Source organism: Marinococcus sp. LNHM4E3-1 (assembly GCF_056034405.1).
In genome coordinates this window covers 65,254-79,502 of record NZ_JBQLID010000007.1, presented here as the reverse complement: position 1 = coordinate 79,502, position 14,249 = coordinate 65,254, and the positions used below count along the sequence as shown (strand labels likewise).

The following is a 14,249-nucleotide window of genomic DNA, read 5'->3' as shown; positions in this document are numbered from 1 at the left end:
TCAATGATGGCTACCCAAAAAGAAAATAAAGTGTATCAGGTATTCCAGTCTATTTCAGGCAACTACGACCATATGAACAGCGTGATCAGCTTCCGGCTGCATAAGCGCTGGCGGAAAAAAACCATGAAGCAGATGAGCGTCCGCCGCGGCTCAAAAGCGCTCGATTTATGCTGCGGCACGGCAGACTGGACGATTCAGCTTGGTAAAGCAGTAGGAAAAGGCGGCAGCGCCACCGGCATCGACTTCAGTGAAAAAATGCTTGAAGTCGGCCGGGAGAAAGTGCACCGGGAACAGCTCGGAAACATTGATTTAATACATGGCAATGTAAACAGCCTGCCGTTTCCCGATAACTCGTTTGATTACGTAACGATAGGCTTCGGCCTCCGGAACGTATCCGATTATCTGCGGGTGCTTAAGGAAATGCAGCGGGTGCTGAAGCCTGGCGGTACCGCTGTGTGCCTGGAAACGTCCTGGCCGGAAAACAGCGTCGTGGAAAAATTTTATTCCTTTTATTTTCAATCAGTTATGCCGGTGATAGGAAAAGTATTGATTAACCGGTACGACGAATACCGCTGGCTCCAGGAATCGACGATGGCCTTTCCGTCGAAAGAAACGCTTGGGGTTATGTTCATGGAAGCAGGGTTCAGCCAGGTGCAGATGTCTCCTTTTTCTGCCGGCACAGTCTGCGCCCATATCGCCCGCAAAAAATGATAAGATGACAGTGATAAGGAAGTTGAACCAATGAGTAAAATTAAAACTATTTTAGAAATGATAAAATTCGAGCATACCGTATTCGCCCTCCCGTTTGCGTTTTTGGGAGCGGCGCTCGGCGGCCTGATGATCAACGGCTCCTGGCCCTCCATTGCTGACTGGATCTGGATTACACTGGCAATGTTTGGTGCCCGCAGCGCTGCAATGACATTGAACCGCCTGATCGATGCAGAAATAGATGCCCGCAATCCGCGAACGGAAACACGAGCCATTCCTGCAGGGGAGGTTTCACGAGGTCAAGCCATTTTGTTTGTGCTTGGATCTTTTTTTATTTTATTTGTCGCTGCGTTTCAGTTAAATATGCTGGCAGTCTATCTTCTGCCAATTCCTGTATTTTTTATGACGCTGTATTCCTACACGAAGCGCTTCACCTGGCTCTGCCATGTGTTTTTAGGAGTAACCATTGGGATCGCTCCGCTCGGCGGATGGGTAGGAGTGACCGGCACGCTTCAGCCGGAGGCATTTTTGCTGTTTACCGCGGTGGCGATGTGGATTGGCGGATTTGATATTATTTATGCGACTCAGGATGCGGAGTATGATAAGCGTGTCGGGCTGAATTCCATTCCGGCCCGGTTCGGAATTGCAAAAGCTCTTTACATCTCCCGGGGTTTTCATCTCGTCAGTCTGATTTCCCTTCTGGCACTGTATCTGCTTTCGCCGCTCAGCTGGTTTTACCTTGTGGGAGTTGCCGCGGCCGCTGCAATCATGATCTACGAACATTCGCTGGTGAAGCCTTACGATTTGTCGAAGGTCGGGGTCGCCTTTTTTCCTATGAATGGGATTATCAGTATTGTGATATTAGTATTTACCCTTGGAGATATTTTAATGTAAAAATATGTACACCTGCGTAAGGAAGATGTATACGATTTGGAGAGATGGTTATGTCCATAACAATGGGAGAAATCGCTTATACGAATGCAAAACCGTTTTTTTATTATCTTGACCGGCAAAAGCTAGAGCAGGAAGGGGTGCGGTTCGAACAGGACGTACCCGCTTCACTGAACCGAAAGCTCGAAGAACAAAAGCTGAGCGGAAGCGCTGTATCTTCGTTTGCTTTTGGGTCCAGTACGCGTGCTCTTTCGCTTCTGCCTTCTCTTTGTGTAGCTTCTGCCGGCAAAGTACGTTCCATTTTGTTCTACTCCCGTTATCCTCTTGATGAGCTTACGGGCAAGCGGATTGCTTTGACATCGACGAGTGCGACAAGCGTGCATCTGCTGAAGATCATTCTGCAGGAATTCTATCAGGTGACAGAGGCGGATTATCAAACGCAGGCACCGGATCCGGTGAAAATGAAAGAGGAGAATGACGCTTACCTGTTAATTGGCGATGATGCGATCAAGGCTTCCTGGGAGGAAAGTGACTGGTTCCGTTACGATCTCGGTGAGTTGTGGTATGCTCATACCGGTCTGCCGATGGTTTACGCTGTATTTGCCGTTCAAAATGAGTCGTTCCATCAGGCCGGAAGCATATGGTCCACGCTCTATCAGGATTTTTTACAAAGCCGTCGCACAGCGCAGCAGGACGATTTTGCCGGAATGGCCAGTGATTACAGCCATCGGCTCGGAGGCAGCAGGACGTATTGGCAGGAATACTTCCGGGGACTTCATTTCACGCTTGGGGCCAGGGAGCAGGAAGGCCTGCTTTATTATTACCATCTCGCTTATAAGTATGGATATTTAAATGAAGCAGTTGAAAGTTTAGATATTTTGCAGCCGGGAGACGAGGTGCATTATTTATTTTGAAGGTGAATAAGATGAAGCTGATGGATCTGTACAGAGATTTAAAACCGGATATTAAAGTGATCGAAAAAACGCTGGAAGAAGCGGTGGATTCGAAACACGCCGTCCTGACTGAAGCGTCAAATCACTTATTAAAAGCTGGAGGCAAACGAATCCGGCCGGTTTTAGTGCTGCTCAGTGCGAAATTTGGAAATTATGATATTGAACATATCAAACATGCTGCCGCTTCGCTTGAACTGATACACATGGCTTCCCTCGTCCATGACGATGTGATAGATGATGCCGAGCTGCGCCGGGGTGAGTCTACAGTTAAGGCGGCATGGGATAACAAAGTAGCGATGTATACCGGTGATTATATCTTTGGAAGTGCTGTTGAGCGTGCAGCCTACTACCGGGATCCTGTTATCAACCGAATTATCTCAAAGACGCTGATCGAAATATGCGTCGGCGAGATCGAGCAGATCCGGGACCAGTACAACTGGGAGCAGCCGCTGCGGACGTACCTGCGCAGAATCCGGAGAAAGACCGCAGTTTTGATTGCGGCCGGCTGTGAACTCGGTGCTGCAAGCGCCGGAGCATCAAAAAAGACGCAGCGCCAGCTTTACCGGTACGGCTATCACCTTGGTATGTCCTATCAGATTATCGATGATATTCTCGACTTTACCGGAAGCGAAAAAGAGCTTGGAAAGCCTGCCGGTGGTGACCTGAGACAGGGAAATGTAACGCTGCCTGCGTTGTATGCTATGCATCAGAACCCGCAGCTGCAGGAAAACATTAGTACAGCCATTCAGGAAGAAACCGTCGACGAAGAGCAGGTCACCCGCATTCTTTCGGAAATCAACAGTTCCGGAGGCATCGAATATGCAAAAACAATGAGTGAGCGGTATCTCGAGAAAGCCTACGAAGCTATTGCCACTTTGCCGGACATAGAGGCAAAGGATTCTTTAAAGGACATTGCTGCATATATTGGCGGCAGAAAATATTGATTCTCCCCGTCCAGGCGGTAATTGCTAACGCTTTCAACTTTTGCTATACTAATTTTGGTAAATAGTAATGGATGGGGGAAGAAATATGACGAGTGAACGCACGTTTGTAATGGTAAAGCCGGACGGAGTCCAGCGCGGACTGGTTGGCAGAATTGTTCAGCGTTTTGAAGAAAAAGGACTGAAAATCGCCGCCAGTAAATTTATGCACATTTCACCTGAATTGGCCCAAACGCATTACGAAGAACATAAAGAAAAACCTTTTTTCAATGATCTGGTCGGTTTTATTACGTCGGGCCCAGTGTTTGCCTTAGTGCTCGAAGGCCAGGACGCCATACATATTTCCCGGCTGCTGATTGGGAAAACTGATCCAAAAGAAGCACCGGCAGGAACGATCCGCGGCGATTATGGCCATGTTAAGGAGAAAAACGTTATCCACGGCTCAGATTCCCTCGAGAGCGCAGATCGGGAGATTGGTTTGTTTTTTGAACCGGAAGAAGTGCTCGACTATGAACGTTCCATTGATGCCTGGCTGTAAAATAAGATTAAGCTGGTACGCTTTTGGGAATACACTCTTATAGACAATTCAAGATAAGGGTGATAACTAATGATGTATTTACTTGCAATACTTTTGCCGCCGGTAGCGGTTCTGCTCGTCGGCCGGCCGTTTCAGGCATTTATCAATTTTCTGCTGCTCCTGCTTTTCTGGGTGCCGGCATCCATTCACGCCTGCTTCGTTGTGGCGGATGCCAAAGCGGAAAAACGGGCGAAAAGATATTAATCTAAAGCGTGTCCCTTCAGGGGGGCCGCTTTTTTTATAATTAGTCAGGATACGCCTTCCACCTGTTGATCAAGTGAAAATTCCCTTTCTGCTGGTCGATATAATGAAAAAGATCTTTGGGCGGAACCTGAAGAAACAGGGCCGCCGTGATATAATAATACTCAGCAAAGTGGGGATACTATGACAAGCAGACAACATACAGCAGTGGAAAATCCAATGAATGATGATTACGGTCTATTCGTGCAAAAGATGAAGGGTCTGACCGGCCTGGATCTGCACTTATACAAAGAGGCGCAGATGAAGCGGCGGCTGCTATCCTTTTTACAGAAAAAAGGTTTTCATTCGTTTACAGATTTATTTGACCGGGGGCTTCAAAAAGACGAAGCGCTTTTGAAGGAAATACTTGAGCGGATGACTATCAATGTTTCCGAGTTTTTTCGTAATCCTTCCCGGTGGGAGGTGCTGCAGACATCGGTTCTTCCCGAAATACTTAACAAACGCAGCAATCTGCACATATGGTCTGCAGCGTGTTCTACAGGTGAAGAACCATACTCGCTCTGGATGATGATGAAAGAAGCATTTCCGGGGGTTTCCTTTTCCGTTACGGCGACAGATATTGACACCAGTATTCTTGAAAAGGCGCAAATGGGTATCTATTCGAGCCGGGCCGTAGAAAACGTGCCACCGGCGTATCTGCAGAAATATTTTGAAGCGAGTCCGCCGGCCTACCAGTTTGATACAAAAGCGGCTGCCCGGGATATTCGCTTTAAAAAGCAGAATCTGCTTGCGGACAAACCGGTGGGGGATGTAGATATTATCATTTGCAGAAATGTGATGATCTATTTTACAGAAGAAGCTAAGGATTATATTTACCAGCAGTTTTACAGTGCGCTGCGCCCGGGGGGCGTACTGTTTGTCGGAAGCACGGAGCAGATGTTTCATCCGGAAAAGTATAAGTTCGAGCCGGCCGGAACTTTTTTTTACCGAAAAAGCTAAGCTTTTCAGGAAGATGAAAGCTGGCAGTTTCACTAAATAGAGGATTATGTTATCATTTACTGCATAAAAGCACTAAAGAGATACGTATGGAGCAAAGGGGAGAGAAGACGCATATGAGATTTTTAACCGCAGGAGAATCACATGGACCACAGCAGACAACGATAGTTGAGGGAGTCCCGGCGCAGATGGAGCTTCTTGAAGAAGATATCAACCAGGAGCTTGCCAGACGCCAGGGCGGATATGGCCGGGGCCGCAGAATGCAGATTGAAAAAGATAAAGTTAAGTTTTTAAGCGGGGTCCGGCATGGAAAAACGACCGGAGCGCCGATTACGATGGTCGTCGAAAATGACGATTTCGTGCACTGGGAAAAGATTATGGGCACCGAACCGCTCTCCGAAGAGGAAGCGGAAAAAGTGAAGCGGAAAATTACACGTCCCCGTCCCGGGCATGCAGATCTGAACGGGGCTATTAAATACGGGCACCGTGACATGAGAAACGTACTCGAGCGTTCCTCGGCAAGAGAAACAACTGCGCGGGTAATGGCAGGGGCGCTGGCGAAAAAAATTCTCAAAACCTTCGGAATAGAAGTAGGCGGCCAGGTTCTTACGATAGGCGGTATCCATTCAGCAGAGACGTCTTATTCCTCCATGCAGGAGCTTCAGGAAAAATCAGAAGCCTCTCCGGTCCGCTGTCTTGATCCAGAGGCGGAAAAACAAATGATGGAAGCGATCGACAAGGCGAAGGCAGATGGCGATTCCATTGGCGGTGTCGTACAGACCGTAGTGGAAGGCCTGCCGGTGGGTCTCGGCAGTCACGTGCAGTACGATCACAAGCTTGACGGCAAAATCGTCGGTGCGGTTGCAAGCATTAACGCTTTTAAAGGGGCTGAAGTAGGTATCGGCTTTGAAGCGGCAAACCGGCCGGGAAGCCAGGTGCATGATGAAATTGTCTGGGATGAAAAGAACGGCTATTACCGGAGCACCAACAACCTTGGCGGATTTGAAGGCGGGATGACCAACGGTATGCCGGTAGTTATCCAGGGCGTGATGAAGCCGATTCCGACCCTCTATAAGCCATTGCAAAGCGTAGATATTGATTCCAAAGAACCGTTTAAAGCGAGCATTGAGCGCTCGGACAGCTGTGCAGTGCCTGCTGCTTCGGTTGTAATGGAAAACGTTGTGGCGTTTGAAGTCGCCGTTTCCTTTTTGGATATGTTCGGTACAGATAATGTGGACCGTATCCGCCGGAACTTTGAAGAGTATGTACAGGAAGCCAAGGATTTTTAACTAATGGAAACTGTTCAGATACAGGCGGAGAAGAGAAGCTACCCGGTCATAATCGGGGAAGGACTGCGCTATCAGCTTGCAGATCTTTTAAAGGAAACTACGGCAGGCAAGAGCCGCTTCCTCCTCGTCGTAGACAAGGCCGTGGACACTCTCTACCGGGAAGAGACAGAAGGCCAGCTCGCCAGGCTGCTGCCCGTAAGCACCTATGTGATGCCTTCAGGTGAGCAGTCTAAATCGGTGGAGGAGCTTTCCCGGCTGTGGGAATTCGCGGCAGAAAACGAAATGGACAGGAAGGCGGTCTTTGTGGCGCTCGGCGGCGGAGTGGCCGGTGATTTGACCGGCTTTGCGGCAGCCGGATACATGCGGGGTGTAGACTATATTCAACTGCCGACTACTCTTCTTGCCCAGGACAGCAGCGTAGGTGGAAAGACGGGTATTAACCTGAAAGCAGGCAAAAATCTGGCCGGCGCTTTCCATCCGCCTCTGGCTGTCATATATGATACTGCGACGCTGCATACCCTGCCCGACGCGGAGTGGCGCTCCGGCTTTGCCGAAATGATCAAGCACGCCTACCTTGACGGGGAGGCCTTTTTACAGGATTTGAAAGCCCGTGTACAGAGCGTGGAGGACATGAAGTCACCGGAGGTTGCTTCGTGGATTAAACGGTCGATTGAAGTTAAAGCGCGTATTGTCGAAGAAGACGAACGCGAGCAGGGAGTGCGGGCGTTTTTAAATCTTGGGCACACCCTTGGCCATGCCCTGGAGAAAGAAATGGGCTACGGACGCATTACTCATGGAGAAGGAGTGGCCGCCGGCCTGTGGTTTGCTCTTGCGGTAAGTAATAACGAGAGCGCAGGCGACTGGGAGCTGGAGAAAGAAAAAGCATGGCTCCAATCACTGGGCTATCCGGTGGACGCCCCGGGCGGGCTTTCGGCGGACACATTAGTGGAATCGATGAAAAGAGATAAAAAAGCTTCCCACGGGGATATCCATTACGTGCTGCTTGAGAAGCCGGGGAAACCGCTGACAGCAAAAGTGGAAGAAAACACGATCAGGCAGCTGCTCGATCGCTATTACAAATAGGCAGGTGACAACAGTGATACGAGGTGTACGGGGAGCAACAACGGTAAAACAAAACCGCGCAGAAGAGATCTGGGAGGAAACCGGCCGGGTACTTGAGGAGATGATTGCGGAAAATCACATTACCGCGGACCAGGTCTCGCATATTTGGTTTACGGTCACTTCTGATCTTAACGCTGCTTTTCCGGCAAAAGCAGCGAGGGAGATTCCTGGTTGGGAGTTTGTACCGGTAATGTGTGCACAGGAAATCCCGGTGCCCGGGAGCCTGGAGCGGTGCATCCGCGTAATGATGACTGCGGACGTGAATGTACCTGCAAAAGATGTGAAGCATATCTTTTTGAACGAAGCGGTGGCGCTTCGCCCGGACCTGGGTTTGACAAAGCAAAAGGATTCCTAGTAGGATAAGTATAAGTTTAGAGCATCGACAGTTAAGGTATAGATGAGCGCTGCAATCGGAGGCAGCATAGAGAGTTAGAAGAGCAGAGGCAGAATAGCAGAGAATAGAAGATACCTGACAATACATTTAACCAAAAAATCCTGCGAAGTTATATTATATGCAGGGTTCTCTTCTATCATGCCTCTCTGTCCGCAGAGAGGTTTTTCTCGTGTTCTGGCATGCTTTTCCGATCAAAGGAGGAAAAACCGTGACCAAAACAACGAAGCAAGCATTCACTGACGAATGTGCGTTCCACCGCACAATTCCCTATATGGAGCATTACTTTTCCGACACCCTCACCCCCATCGATGTGTTTCGCCACTTTCAGGAAGATGCGGTATATCTGCTTGAAAGTAAAGACGAAGCCTCTCCGTGGTCCCGTTACTCGTTTGTCGGGCTTCATCCTTCCTACCGGATTGTAGAGCAGGGAGGGGAGTTTCGTCTCGAGAAAACGGACGGCACCCTCATACTTACAGCTTCTGATCTGGAGGCCTGCATGCAGCAGGCGACAGACTATATTAATCCTTCGCTCCCGGAGGTGGATCTCCCATTTAAAGGCGGAGCTGTTGGGGCTCTCTCGTACGATGCCGTGGAATTGTTCGAGCCAAAGCTTGCCCCGGAGAGCGCCCCGGAATCACGTATACACTTTGTGTACTGCCGCACGATTATGGCGCTCGATCAGACGAATAAAGAGCTGACAATCATTTATTACGATGAACATACAGATAAAGAGCCTGAGAAACGTTTTGACGAAGCAAAGGCAACGGTGGGAAAGCTTCAAAAGAGTTTGCAGAACGGGAATTCCGGCTCCGCCATGTATCCGCCGCTGGAAAAAAACACAGCAGTGGACTTCAGCCGGGTTCAATCCAATTATACGAAGGAAGACTTCATGGAGGCAGTGGAGAAAATTAAAGAATATATTGTAGCCGGAGATGTATTTCAAACAGTGCTATCCCAGCGCTTTGAGCTTCCGACAACGGTAAGCGGCTTTGACCTTTACCGGGTGCTCCGCATGATCAACCCGTCGCCGTATTTGTTTTATCTGCGTCTCGGGGAAACAGAAGTGGTAGGAAGTTCTCCGGAACGACTCGTGCAGGTGCTCGACGGCCACGTGGAAATTCATCCGATTGCCGGGACCCGCAAGCGGGGAAAGACTGACACAGAAGATAAAGCACTCGAAGAAGAGCTGCTTGCCGATGAAAAAGAGCGGGCGGAACACTTTATGCTCGTTGACTTGGCCAGAAATGATGTTGGCCGGATTGCTTCCTACGGCACGGTGGAAACGCCGGTGCTGCTTGAAACAGTCCGCTTCTCACACGTCATGCATATTATTTCCAAAGTGACAGGAAGACTTTCCCCGTTTGTTTCCCCGGTTGCGGCTCTTCAGTCCGCTTTCCCGGCCGGAACCGTTTCCGGAGCGCCGAAAATCCGTGCGATGGAAATTTTAAAGGAGCTCGAGCCGACAAGGCGCGGTATGTATGCCGGGGCTGTCTGCTATATGGGCTTTGACGGCAACATTGACTCCTGTATTGCCATCCGGACTATGCTTGTGGAAAATCAGACGGCAAAGGTCCAGGCCGGTGCCGGTATCGTTGCCGATTCGGACCCGGCATCGGAATACGAAGAAACGCAGAATAAAGCAGCAGCTCTTCTTCGTACAGTAGCCGCTGCCGAAGCAATGTTCACCGATGAGAAGGGAGAGAATATTCATGCTTAAGGCACTGTTGAATAAATGTATTGAGGGGCATACACTGAAAGAACAGGAAGCAGAACAGGCAATGGACTTTATTATGCAGGGAGAGGCTACGCCGAGCCAGATTGCCGGCCTTATTACCATTATGCGGTTTCGGGGCGAAACGGTGGAAGAGCTGACCGGCTTTGTCCGCAGTATGCGCCGCCATGCGCTGTCTTTAGAGCATGAGGAGCCTTCTCTTCTCGATACTTGCGGCACTGGCGGCGACGTAAGTTCAACGTACAATATTTCCACCGCCTCTGCGATTGCGTTAAGTGGAGCGGGTATTAAAGTAGCTAAGCACGGCAACCGCTCGGTATCATCCAAAAGCGGCAGCGCCGATGTGCTTGAAACACTGCAGGTGCCTGTACAGTCAGGACCTGATGAGGCGGTAAAAGCCCTGCAGGAAAAAGGGCTGGCCTTTCTGTTTGCCCCGCTGTACCACGTAGCGATGAAGCATGCAGTCACCCCGAGAAAAGAACTGGGTTTTCGTACAATCTTTAACGTGCTCGGTCCGTTAACAAATCCGGCAAACGCTGATATTCAGGTGGTCGGTGTGTTTGACCGGGAATACGGGGAGAAGATGGCCTACGTACTGAAAAACCTGGGTGCAAGCAGGGCTTTATTTGTTACCGGCAGAGACGGACTTGATGAAATGACGATTTCAGACAGTACGTACATTACGGAGCTTCGGAATGGTGAAATTATGAAATATGAAATTACACCTGAAGAGGCAGGGCTGAAGAGGTCTCCCGTCGAAGAGGTGCAGGTGGAAACAGCAGAAGAAAGCGCAGTGCTGATCGAAAATATTTTTAACGGCTCAGAAACCGGTGCTGCAAAAGACATTTTACTATTAAACATGGGTGCTGCATTTTACGCTGCCGGCCGTGCAGAAACAATCGCAGACGGCGTGCAGCTTGCGGAAGAAGTCATCCGCGGAGGCAAAGCCGAACAGCAGCTGCAGCGCCTGCGGGGAAATGAGGTTAATTCAACGTATGCTTGAAAAAATATTGCAAACTAAACAGGAAGAACTTTCCCGGATTACGGTGGGCGAGCGTCCGGACGTGCCTTTTTATTCGCTGAAAAAAGCACTGCAGCAGGATCCGCCGAACGTACAGATTATTGCGGAAGTCAAAAAAGCTTCGCCCTCCAAAGGGCTGATACGGAGTGATTTTGATCCGGAAGCCATCGCTCTTGGCTATGAACGGGGAGGCGCCGCTGCTCTATCGGTGCTGACGGATGAAACGTATTTCCAGGGGAGCGGCAGCTATCTGACAGCGGTCAAAAAAATCTCCGCTCTGCCTGTACTGCGAAAGGACTTTATTATCGATGCCAGACAGGTGGAGGAAAGTGCGGCGATGGGGGCAGATGCTATTTTACTGATCGCAGAGGCCATTGCTCCGGAAAAGCTGCACGAATTATACCAGCAGGCCTACGAGCTCGGGATGGAGGTGCTTGTAGAAGCACATTCGCCTGAAAAGCTGCACGAACTTCTCCATCAGTTTACGCCGGAAATTATCGGTATTAATAACCGTGATCTCTATACGTTCCATACAGAACTCGGGCAGACAGGAAAAGCAGCTTCGTTCATACCGGAAGGCAGTGTGCTTGTGAGCGAAAGCGGTATCCGTACAAACGAAGACCTCGATTATGTACAGCTGCTCGGGGCAGAAGCGGCGCTCGTCGGAGAATCACTTATGAGACAGCCGGATGTACGTGAAGCGTTATTAAAACTGCGGGGAGTGAGCGACCATGCCTCCACAGACGCCGATGTTTAAAATGTGCGGCCTGCATTCCGAAAATGATGTGCGGCTTGCTGCTTCTTCCTCTGCCGCTTTTGCAGGGTTTGTATTTGCCCCGGGGAAACGGGAGGTAGAGCCGGGAGCCGTTCGCGAATGGCTGGAGACTCATCCGCTGCACGGTAAAAAGATAACAGCCCTGTTTGTGAATGCACCGGTGCGAAAAGTGATTGCGACCGTTGAAGAAATACAGGCGGACGTGATTCAGCTGCACGGCGAGGAACCGCCGGAAGAAGCGGCGGTGATCCGCCACCGTACAGGGAAGGATGTTTGGAAAGCCCTGCCGCATGGAGAATACACTCATCAGCAGATCGATGCCTATGCGGATTACGTTGATGGTTTTATCATCGACGCCAAAGTCGATGGCCGGTTTGGAGGCTCAGGCGAATCCTTCGCCTGGGAGCACGTGCCCGGCTATATTAAAGCCGGAAAAGCCCACCGACTTCCGTTATTTATTGCAGGAGGAGTCCGCCCGGAAAATGTTGAAGACCTGCTTGCTTATCATCCGGCGGGCATTGATATTTCCAGCGGACTCGAAAAAGACGGAGTAAAGGATGCCGGCTTATTAGAACAATTAGAGAAGAGGTTGAATAGCTATGCAGCAGATATATCCCGATGAACACGGACGGTACGGGGAGTACGGCGGAAAGTATGTGCCGGAAACGCTCATGTATGCACTGGAGGAACTTGAAGAAGCATTTAATGCGGCCTGGGAGGATGAATCCTTTCACGAGGAGTACCAGGACATTCTGCGTGAATATGCCGGCAGGGAAACCCCGCTGACGTTCGCGGGCCATCTGACGGAGCATCTGGGTGGAGCGGAAATTTATTTAAAACGGGAGGACCTGCTTCATACCGGTGCCCATAAATTAAATAATGCCATCGGCCAGGTACTTCTGGCCAGACGGATGGGAAAATCAAAAATTGTTGCAGAAACAGGCGCCGGCCAGCACGGTGTGGCGACAGCGACCGTCTGTGCTAAGTTTGGGCTGGAGTGCAAGGTGTTTATGGGCGAAGAGGATATGGAACGGCAGGAACTGAATGTCTTCCGTATGGAGCTGCTGGGAGCGGAAGTGCTGCCGGCCTCGTCCGGAAACAAAACTTTAAAGGACGCCACCAATGAAGCCATCCGCTACTGGGTAACAAACGTGGAAGATACGTTTTATCTGATCGGTTCGGTCGTTGGCCCGCATCCCTATCCAATGATTGTCCGGAACTATCAGCGGATTATTGGAGATGAAACCAAACGGCAGATGCAGACGCGGTGCGGGGCTCTTCCGGATGCGATTGCAGCATGCGTGGGAGGCGGAAGCAATGCGATCGGCATGTTTTATCCGTTTCTTGAAGACGACGTAAAGCTTTACGGCGCGGAGGCTGCCGGCATGGGCGTGCATACAGCTATGCACGCAGCAACCATTACGAAAGGCACCCGCGGGGTGATCCACGGGTCGCTGACGTATTTAATCCAGGATGAGAACGGACAGATTATTGAGCCGTATTCCATTTCCGCCGGACTGGATTATCCGGGCATTGGACCGGAGCACGCCCATCTGGCTGAAAGCGGCCGCGTGGAATACACGGGTGTGACAGACGAAGAATCCCTGGAAGCACTTTCGCTCTTAACAAAGAAAGAAGGCATTCTTCCGGCGATTGAAACCTCCCATGCCCTTTACCTGGCGTTTGAAAAAGCCAAACAGATGGACAGAAGTGAACGAATCGTTATCTGCCTCTCGGGTCGTGGAGATAAAGACGTTGAAACGATCCGTCGTCGTATGGAAGGGGAGAGCAGTGATGAATAAAGCAACAAATGTGCTGACAGTAGAAGAAGCGGCAGCTCAGGCTCCATACCCTCTGTTCGTGCCATTTATTATGGCAGGGGACCCGCATGAAGAAGCGACGATTTCGATTGCTCTTTCGCTTCAGGAGGCAGGCGCCCACATTTTAGAGCTCGGCATCCCGTATTCTGATCCACTGGCTGACGGTCCTCTGCTGCAGCGCTCAGCCCAACGCGCCCTTAAAGGTGGTATGAGCCTGAAAGGGGCTCTGCGCATGATTCAGACGATGAGAGAACGTGGACTGACAATTCCGGTGGTCGTGTTTTCCTATGTGAATCCTGTGCTGCGCATGGGAGAAGAGACGTTTGTCAAAGAAGCGGCATCTGCCGGGGCAAACGGGGTGCTGATTCCGGATCTTCCCATGGAAGAGAGCAGTTTTATCAGTGAGCTTGCCAGGGAAAAGGGACTGTCGGTCATTTCACTTGTGGCACCGACATCTGCCCACCGCATTGAAAAAATTGCCTCCCAGGCCCAGGGTTTTCTGTACTGCGTTTCAAGTCTTGGCGTAACTGGTACGAGGGATGCCTTCCCGGACGAAGCCTATGCGTTTATCCGCAAAGTGAAAGAAGCAAGCACGGTGCCGGTTGCTGTCGGCTTTGGCATATCCAACCGCCGGCAGGTGGAGCTGCTTGACGGTGTGAGCGACGGCGTTGTCGTCGGCAGTGCGATTATGAAAATCGTCGAAGAACAGCAGGAGGCACTCGTTTCGGCCGAAAAAACAGAGCGCGAGCAGGCGCTGAACGAAATTAAAACCTTTGTCTCCGAGCTAATTTCGTCGTAAGATAGTAATCAGCATACAAAGACGAGGTGA

The 14,249-nt window shown here is 50.4% G+C and carries 16 protein-coding genes; all 16 read left to right on the top strand.

Annotation, left to right across the window (positions count from 1 at the left end; genetic code table 11):
* The first annotated feature begins 6 nt into the window (after positions 1 to 6).
* Complete coding sequence (locus ACTRXI_RS09285) at positions 7 to 711, top strand: demethylmenaquinone methyltransferase (RefSeq protein ID WP_474262147.1); 705 nt, start codon at positions 7 to 9, stop codon at positions 709 to 711.
* A gap of 30 nt (positions 712 to 741) precedes the next feature.
* Positions 742 to 1,602, top strand: coding sequence for a UbiA-like polyprenyltransferase (locus ACTRXI_RS09280; RefSeq protein WP_474262145.1), 861 nt, complete (start codon positions 742 to 744; stop codon positions 1,600 to 1,602).
* A 50-nt stretch (positions 1,603 to 1,652) separates the two neighbouring features.
* Positions 1,653 to 2,513, top strand: a complete 861-nt coding sequence (locus ACTRXI_RS09275) for a menaquinone biosynthesis protein (RefSeq protein WP_474262144.1) — start codon at positions 1,653 to 1,655, stop codon at positions 2,511 to 2,513.
* Positions 2,514 to 2,524: 11 nt separating this feature from the next.
* The gene (gene hepT / locus ACTRXI_RS09270) at positions 2,525 to 3,496 is read left to right on the top strand and encodes a heptaprenyl diphosphate synthase component II (protein WP_474262143.1); all 972 of its coding nucleotides are present in this window, start codon (positions 2,525 to 2,527) and stop codon (positions 3,494 to 3,496) included.
* Between the two features lie 85 nt (positions 3,497 to 3,581).
* A complete protein-coding gene (ndk, locus tag ACTRXI_RS09265) occupies positions 3,582 to 4,031 on the top strand; it encodes a nucleoside-diphosphate kinase (RefSeq protein ID WP_474262142.1) in 450 nt (149 codons plus the stop codon).
* A 69-nt stretch (positions 4,032 to 4,100) separates the two neighbouring features.
* On the top strand, positions 4,101 to 4,274 hold the full coding sequence (locus tag ACTRXI_RS09260; protein WP_462866522.1) for a YqaE/Pmp3 family membrane protein: 174 nt from the start codon (positions 4,101 to 4,103) through the stop codon (positions 4,272 to 4,274).
* Positions 4,275 to 4,454: 180 nt separating this feature from the next.
* Positions 4,455 to 5,270 (top strand): CheR family methyltransferase, encoded by an 816-nt coding sequence (locus ACTRXI_RS09255; protein ID WP_474262141.1) that lies wholly within the window; start codon positions 4,455 to 4,457, stop codon positions 5,268 to 5,270.
* Positions 5,271 to 5,383: 113 nt separating this feature from the next.
* Positions 5,384 to 6,556 (top strand): chorismate synthase, encoded by a 1,173-nt coding sequence (gene aroC, locus ACTRXI_RS09250; protein ID WP_322525140.1) that lies wholly within the window; start codon positions 5,384 to 5,386, stop codon positions 6,554 to 6,556.
* 3 nt (positions 6,557 to 6,559) lie between these two features.
* A complete protein-coding gene (gene aroB, locus ACTRXI_RS09245; protein ID WP_474262140.1) occupies positions 6,560 to 7,639 on the top strand; it encodes a 3-dehydroquinate synthase in 1,080 nt (359 codons plus the stop codon).
* A 13-nt stretch (positions 7,640 to 7,652) separates the two neighbouring features.
* Positions 7,653 to 8,033 (top strand): chorismate mutase, encoded by a 381-nt coding sequence (gene aroH / locus ACTRXI_RS09240; protein WP_474262139.1) that lies wholly within the window; start codon positions 7,653 to 7,655, stop codon positions 8,031 to 8,033.
* Between the two features lie 247 nt (positions 8,034 to 8,280).
* Positions 8,281 to 9,789 (top strand): anthranilate synthase component I, encoded by a 1,509-nt coding sequence (gene trpE / locus ACTRXI_RS09235; RefSeq protein ID WP_474262138.1) that lies wholly within the window; start codon positions 8,281 to 8,283, stop codon positions 9,787 to 9,789.
* Positions 9,782 to 10,807 (top strand): anthranilate phosphoribosyltransferase, encoded by a 1,026-nt coding sequence (gene trpD / locus ACTRXI_RS09230; protein ID WP_474262137.1) that lies wholly within the window; start codon positions 9,782 to 9,784, stop codon positions 10,805 to 10,807. The genes trpE and trpD overlap by 8 nt, the downstream gene beginning before the upstream one ends.
* On the top strand, positions 10,800 to 11,582 hold the full coding sequence (trpC, locus tag ACTRXI_RS09225) for an indole-3-glycerol phosphate synthase TrpC (RefSeq protein ID WP_474262136.1): 783 nt from the start codon (positions 10,800 to 10,802) through the stop codon (positions 11,580 to 11,582). The genes trpD and trpC overlap by 8 nt, the downstream gene beginning before the upstream one ends.
* Positions 11,557 to 12,222: a phosphoribosylanthranilate isomerase gene (locus tag ACTRXI_RS09220; protein WP_474262135.1), complete on the top strand. Its 666-nt coding sequence runs from the start codon at positions 11,557 to 11,559 to the stop codon at positions 12,220 to 12,222. Before trpC ends, ACTRXI_RS09220 begins: the two co-directional genes overlap by 26 nt.
* Complete coding sequence (trpB, locus tag ACTRXI_RS09215) at positions 12,200 to 13,402, top strand: tryptophan synthase subunit beta (RefSeq protein WP_474262134.1); 1,203 nt, start codon at positions 12,200 to 12,202, stop codon at positions 13,400 to 13,402. Before ACTRXI_RS09220 ends, trpB begins: the two co-directional genes overlap by 23 nt.
* Complete coding sequence (gene trpA, locus ACTRXI_RS09210; RefSeq protein ID WP_474262132.1) at positions 13,395 to 14,219, top strand: tryptophan synthase subunit alpha; 825 nt, start codon at positions 13,395 to 13,397, stop codon at positions 14,217 to 14,219. The genes trpB and trpA overlap by 8 nt, the downstream gene beginning before the upstream one ends.
* Positions 14,220 to 14,249: the final 30 nt, after the last annotated feature.

What these genes read in the sequence shown, in the direction of transcription:
- ACTRXI_RS09260 (WP_462866522.1), top strand. Translation starts at nt 4,101, where the DNA reads ATGATGTATTTACTTGCAATACTTTTGCCGCCGGTAGCGGTTCTGCTC.
- hepT (WP_474262143.1), top strand. Translation starts at nt 2,525, where the DNA reads ATGAAGCTGATGGATCTGTACAGAGATTTAAAACCGGATATTAAAGTG.
- trpB (WP_474262134.1), top strand. Translation starts at nt 12,200, where the DNA reads ATGCAGCAGATATATCCCGATGAACACGGACGGTACGGGGAGTACGGC.
- aroC (WP_322525140.1), top strand. Translation starts at nt 5,384, where the DNA reads ATGAGATTTTTAACCGCAGGAGAATCACATGGACCACAGCAGACAACG.
- ndk (WP_474262142.1), top strand. Translation starts at nt 3,582, where the DNA reads ATGACGAGTGAACGCACGTTTGTAATGGTAAAGCCGGACGGAGTCCAG.
- ACTRXI_RS09280 (WP_474262145.1), top strand. Translation starts at nt 742, where the DNA reads ATGAGTAAAATTAAAACTATTTTAGAAATGATAAAATTCGAGCATACC.
- ACTRXI_RS09220 (WP_474262135.1), top strand. Translation starts at nt 11,557, where the DNA reads ATGCCTCCACAGACGCCGATGTTTAAAATGTGCGGCCTGCATTCCGAA.
- ACTRXI_RS09275 (WP_474262144.1), top strand. Translation starts at nt 1,653, where the DNA reads ATGTCCATAACAATGGGAGAAATCGCTTATACGAATGCAAAACCGTTT.
- ACTRXI_RS09255 (WP_474262141.1), top strand. Translation starts at nt 4,455, where the DNA reads ATGACAAGCAGACAACATACAGCAGTGGAAAATCCAATGAATGATGAT.
- trpD (WP_474262137.1), top strand. Translation starts at nt 9,782, where the DNA reads ATGCTTAAGGCACTGTTGAATAAATGTATTGAGGGGCATACACTGAAA.
- ACTRXI_RS09285 (WP_474262147.1), top strand. Translation starts at nt 7, where the DNA reads ATGGCTACCCAAAAAGAAAATAAAGTGTATCAGGTATTCCAGTCTATT.
- aroB (WP_474262140.1), top strand. Translation starts at nt 6,560, where the DNA reads ATGGAAACTGTTCAGATACAGGCGGAGAAGAGAAGCTACCCGGTCATA.
- trpC (WP_474262136.1), top strand. Translation starts at nt 10,800, where the DNA reads ATGCTTGAAAAAATATTGCAAACTAAACAGGAAGAACTTTCCCGGATT.
- trpA (WP_474262132.1), top strand. Translation starts at nt 13,395, where the DNA reads ATGAATAAAGCAACAAATGTGCTGACAGTAGAAGAAGCGGCAGCTCAG.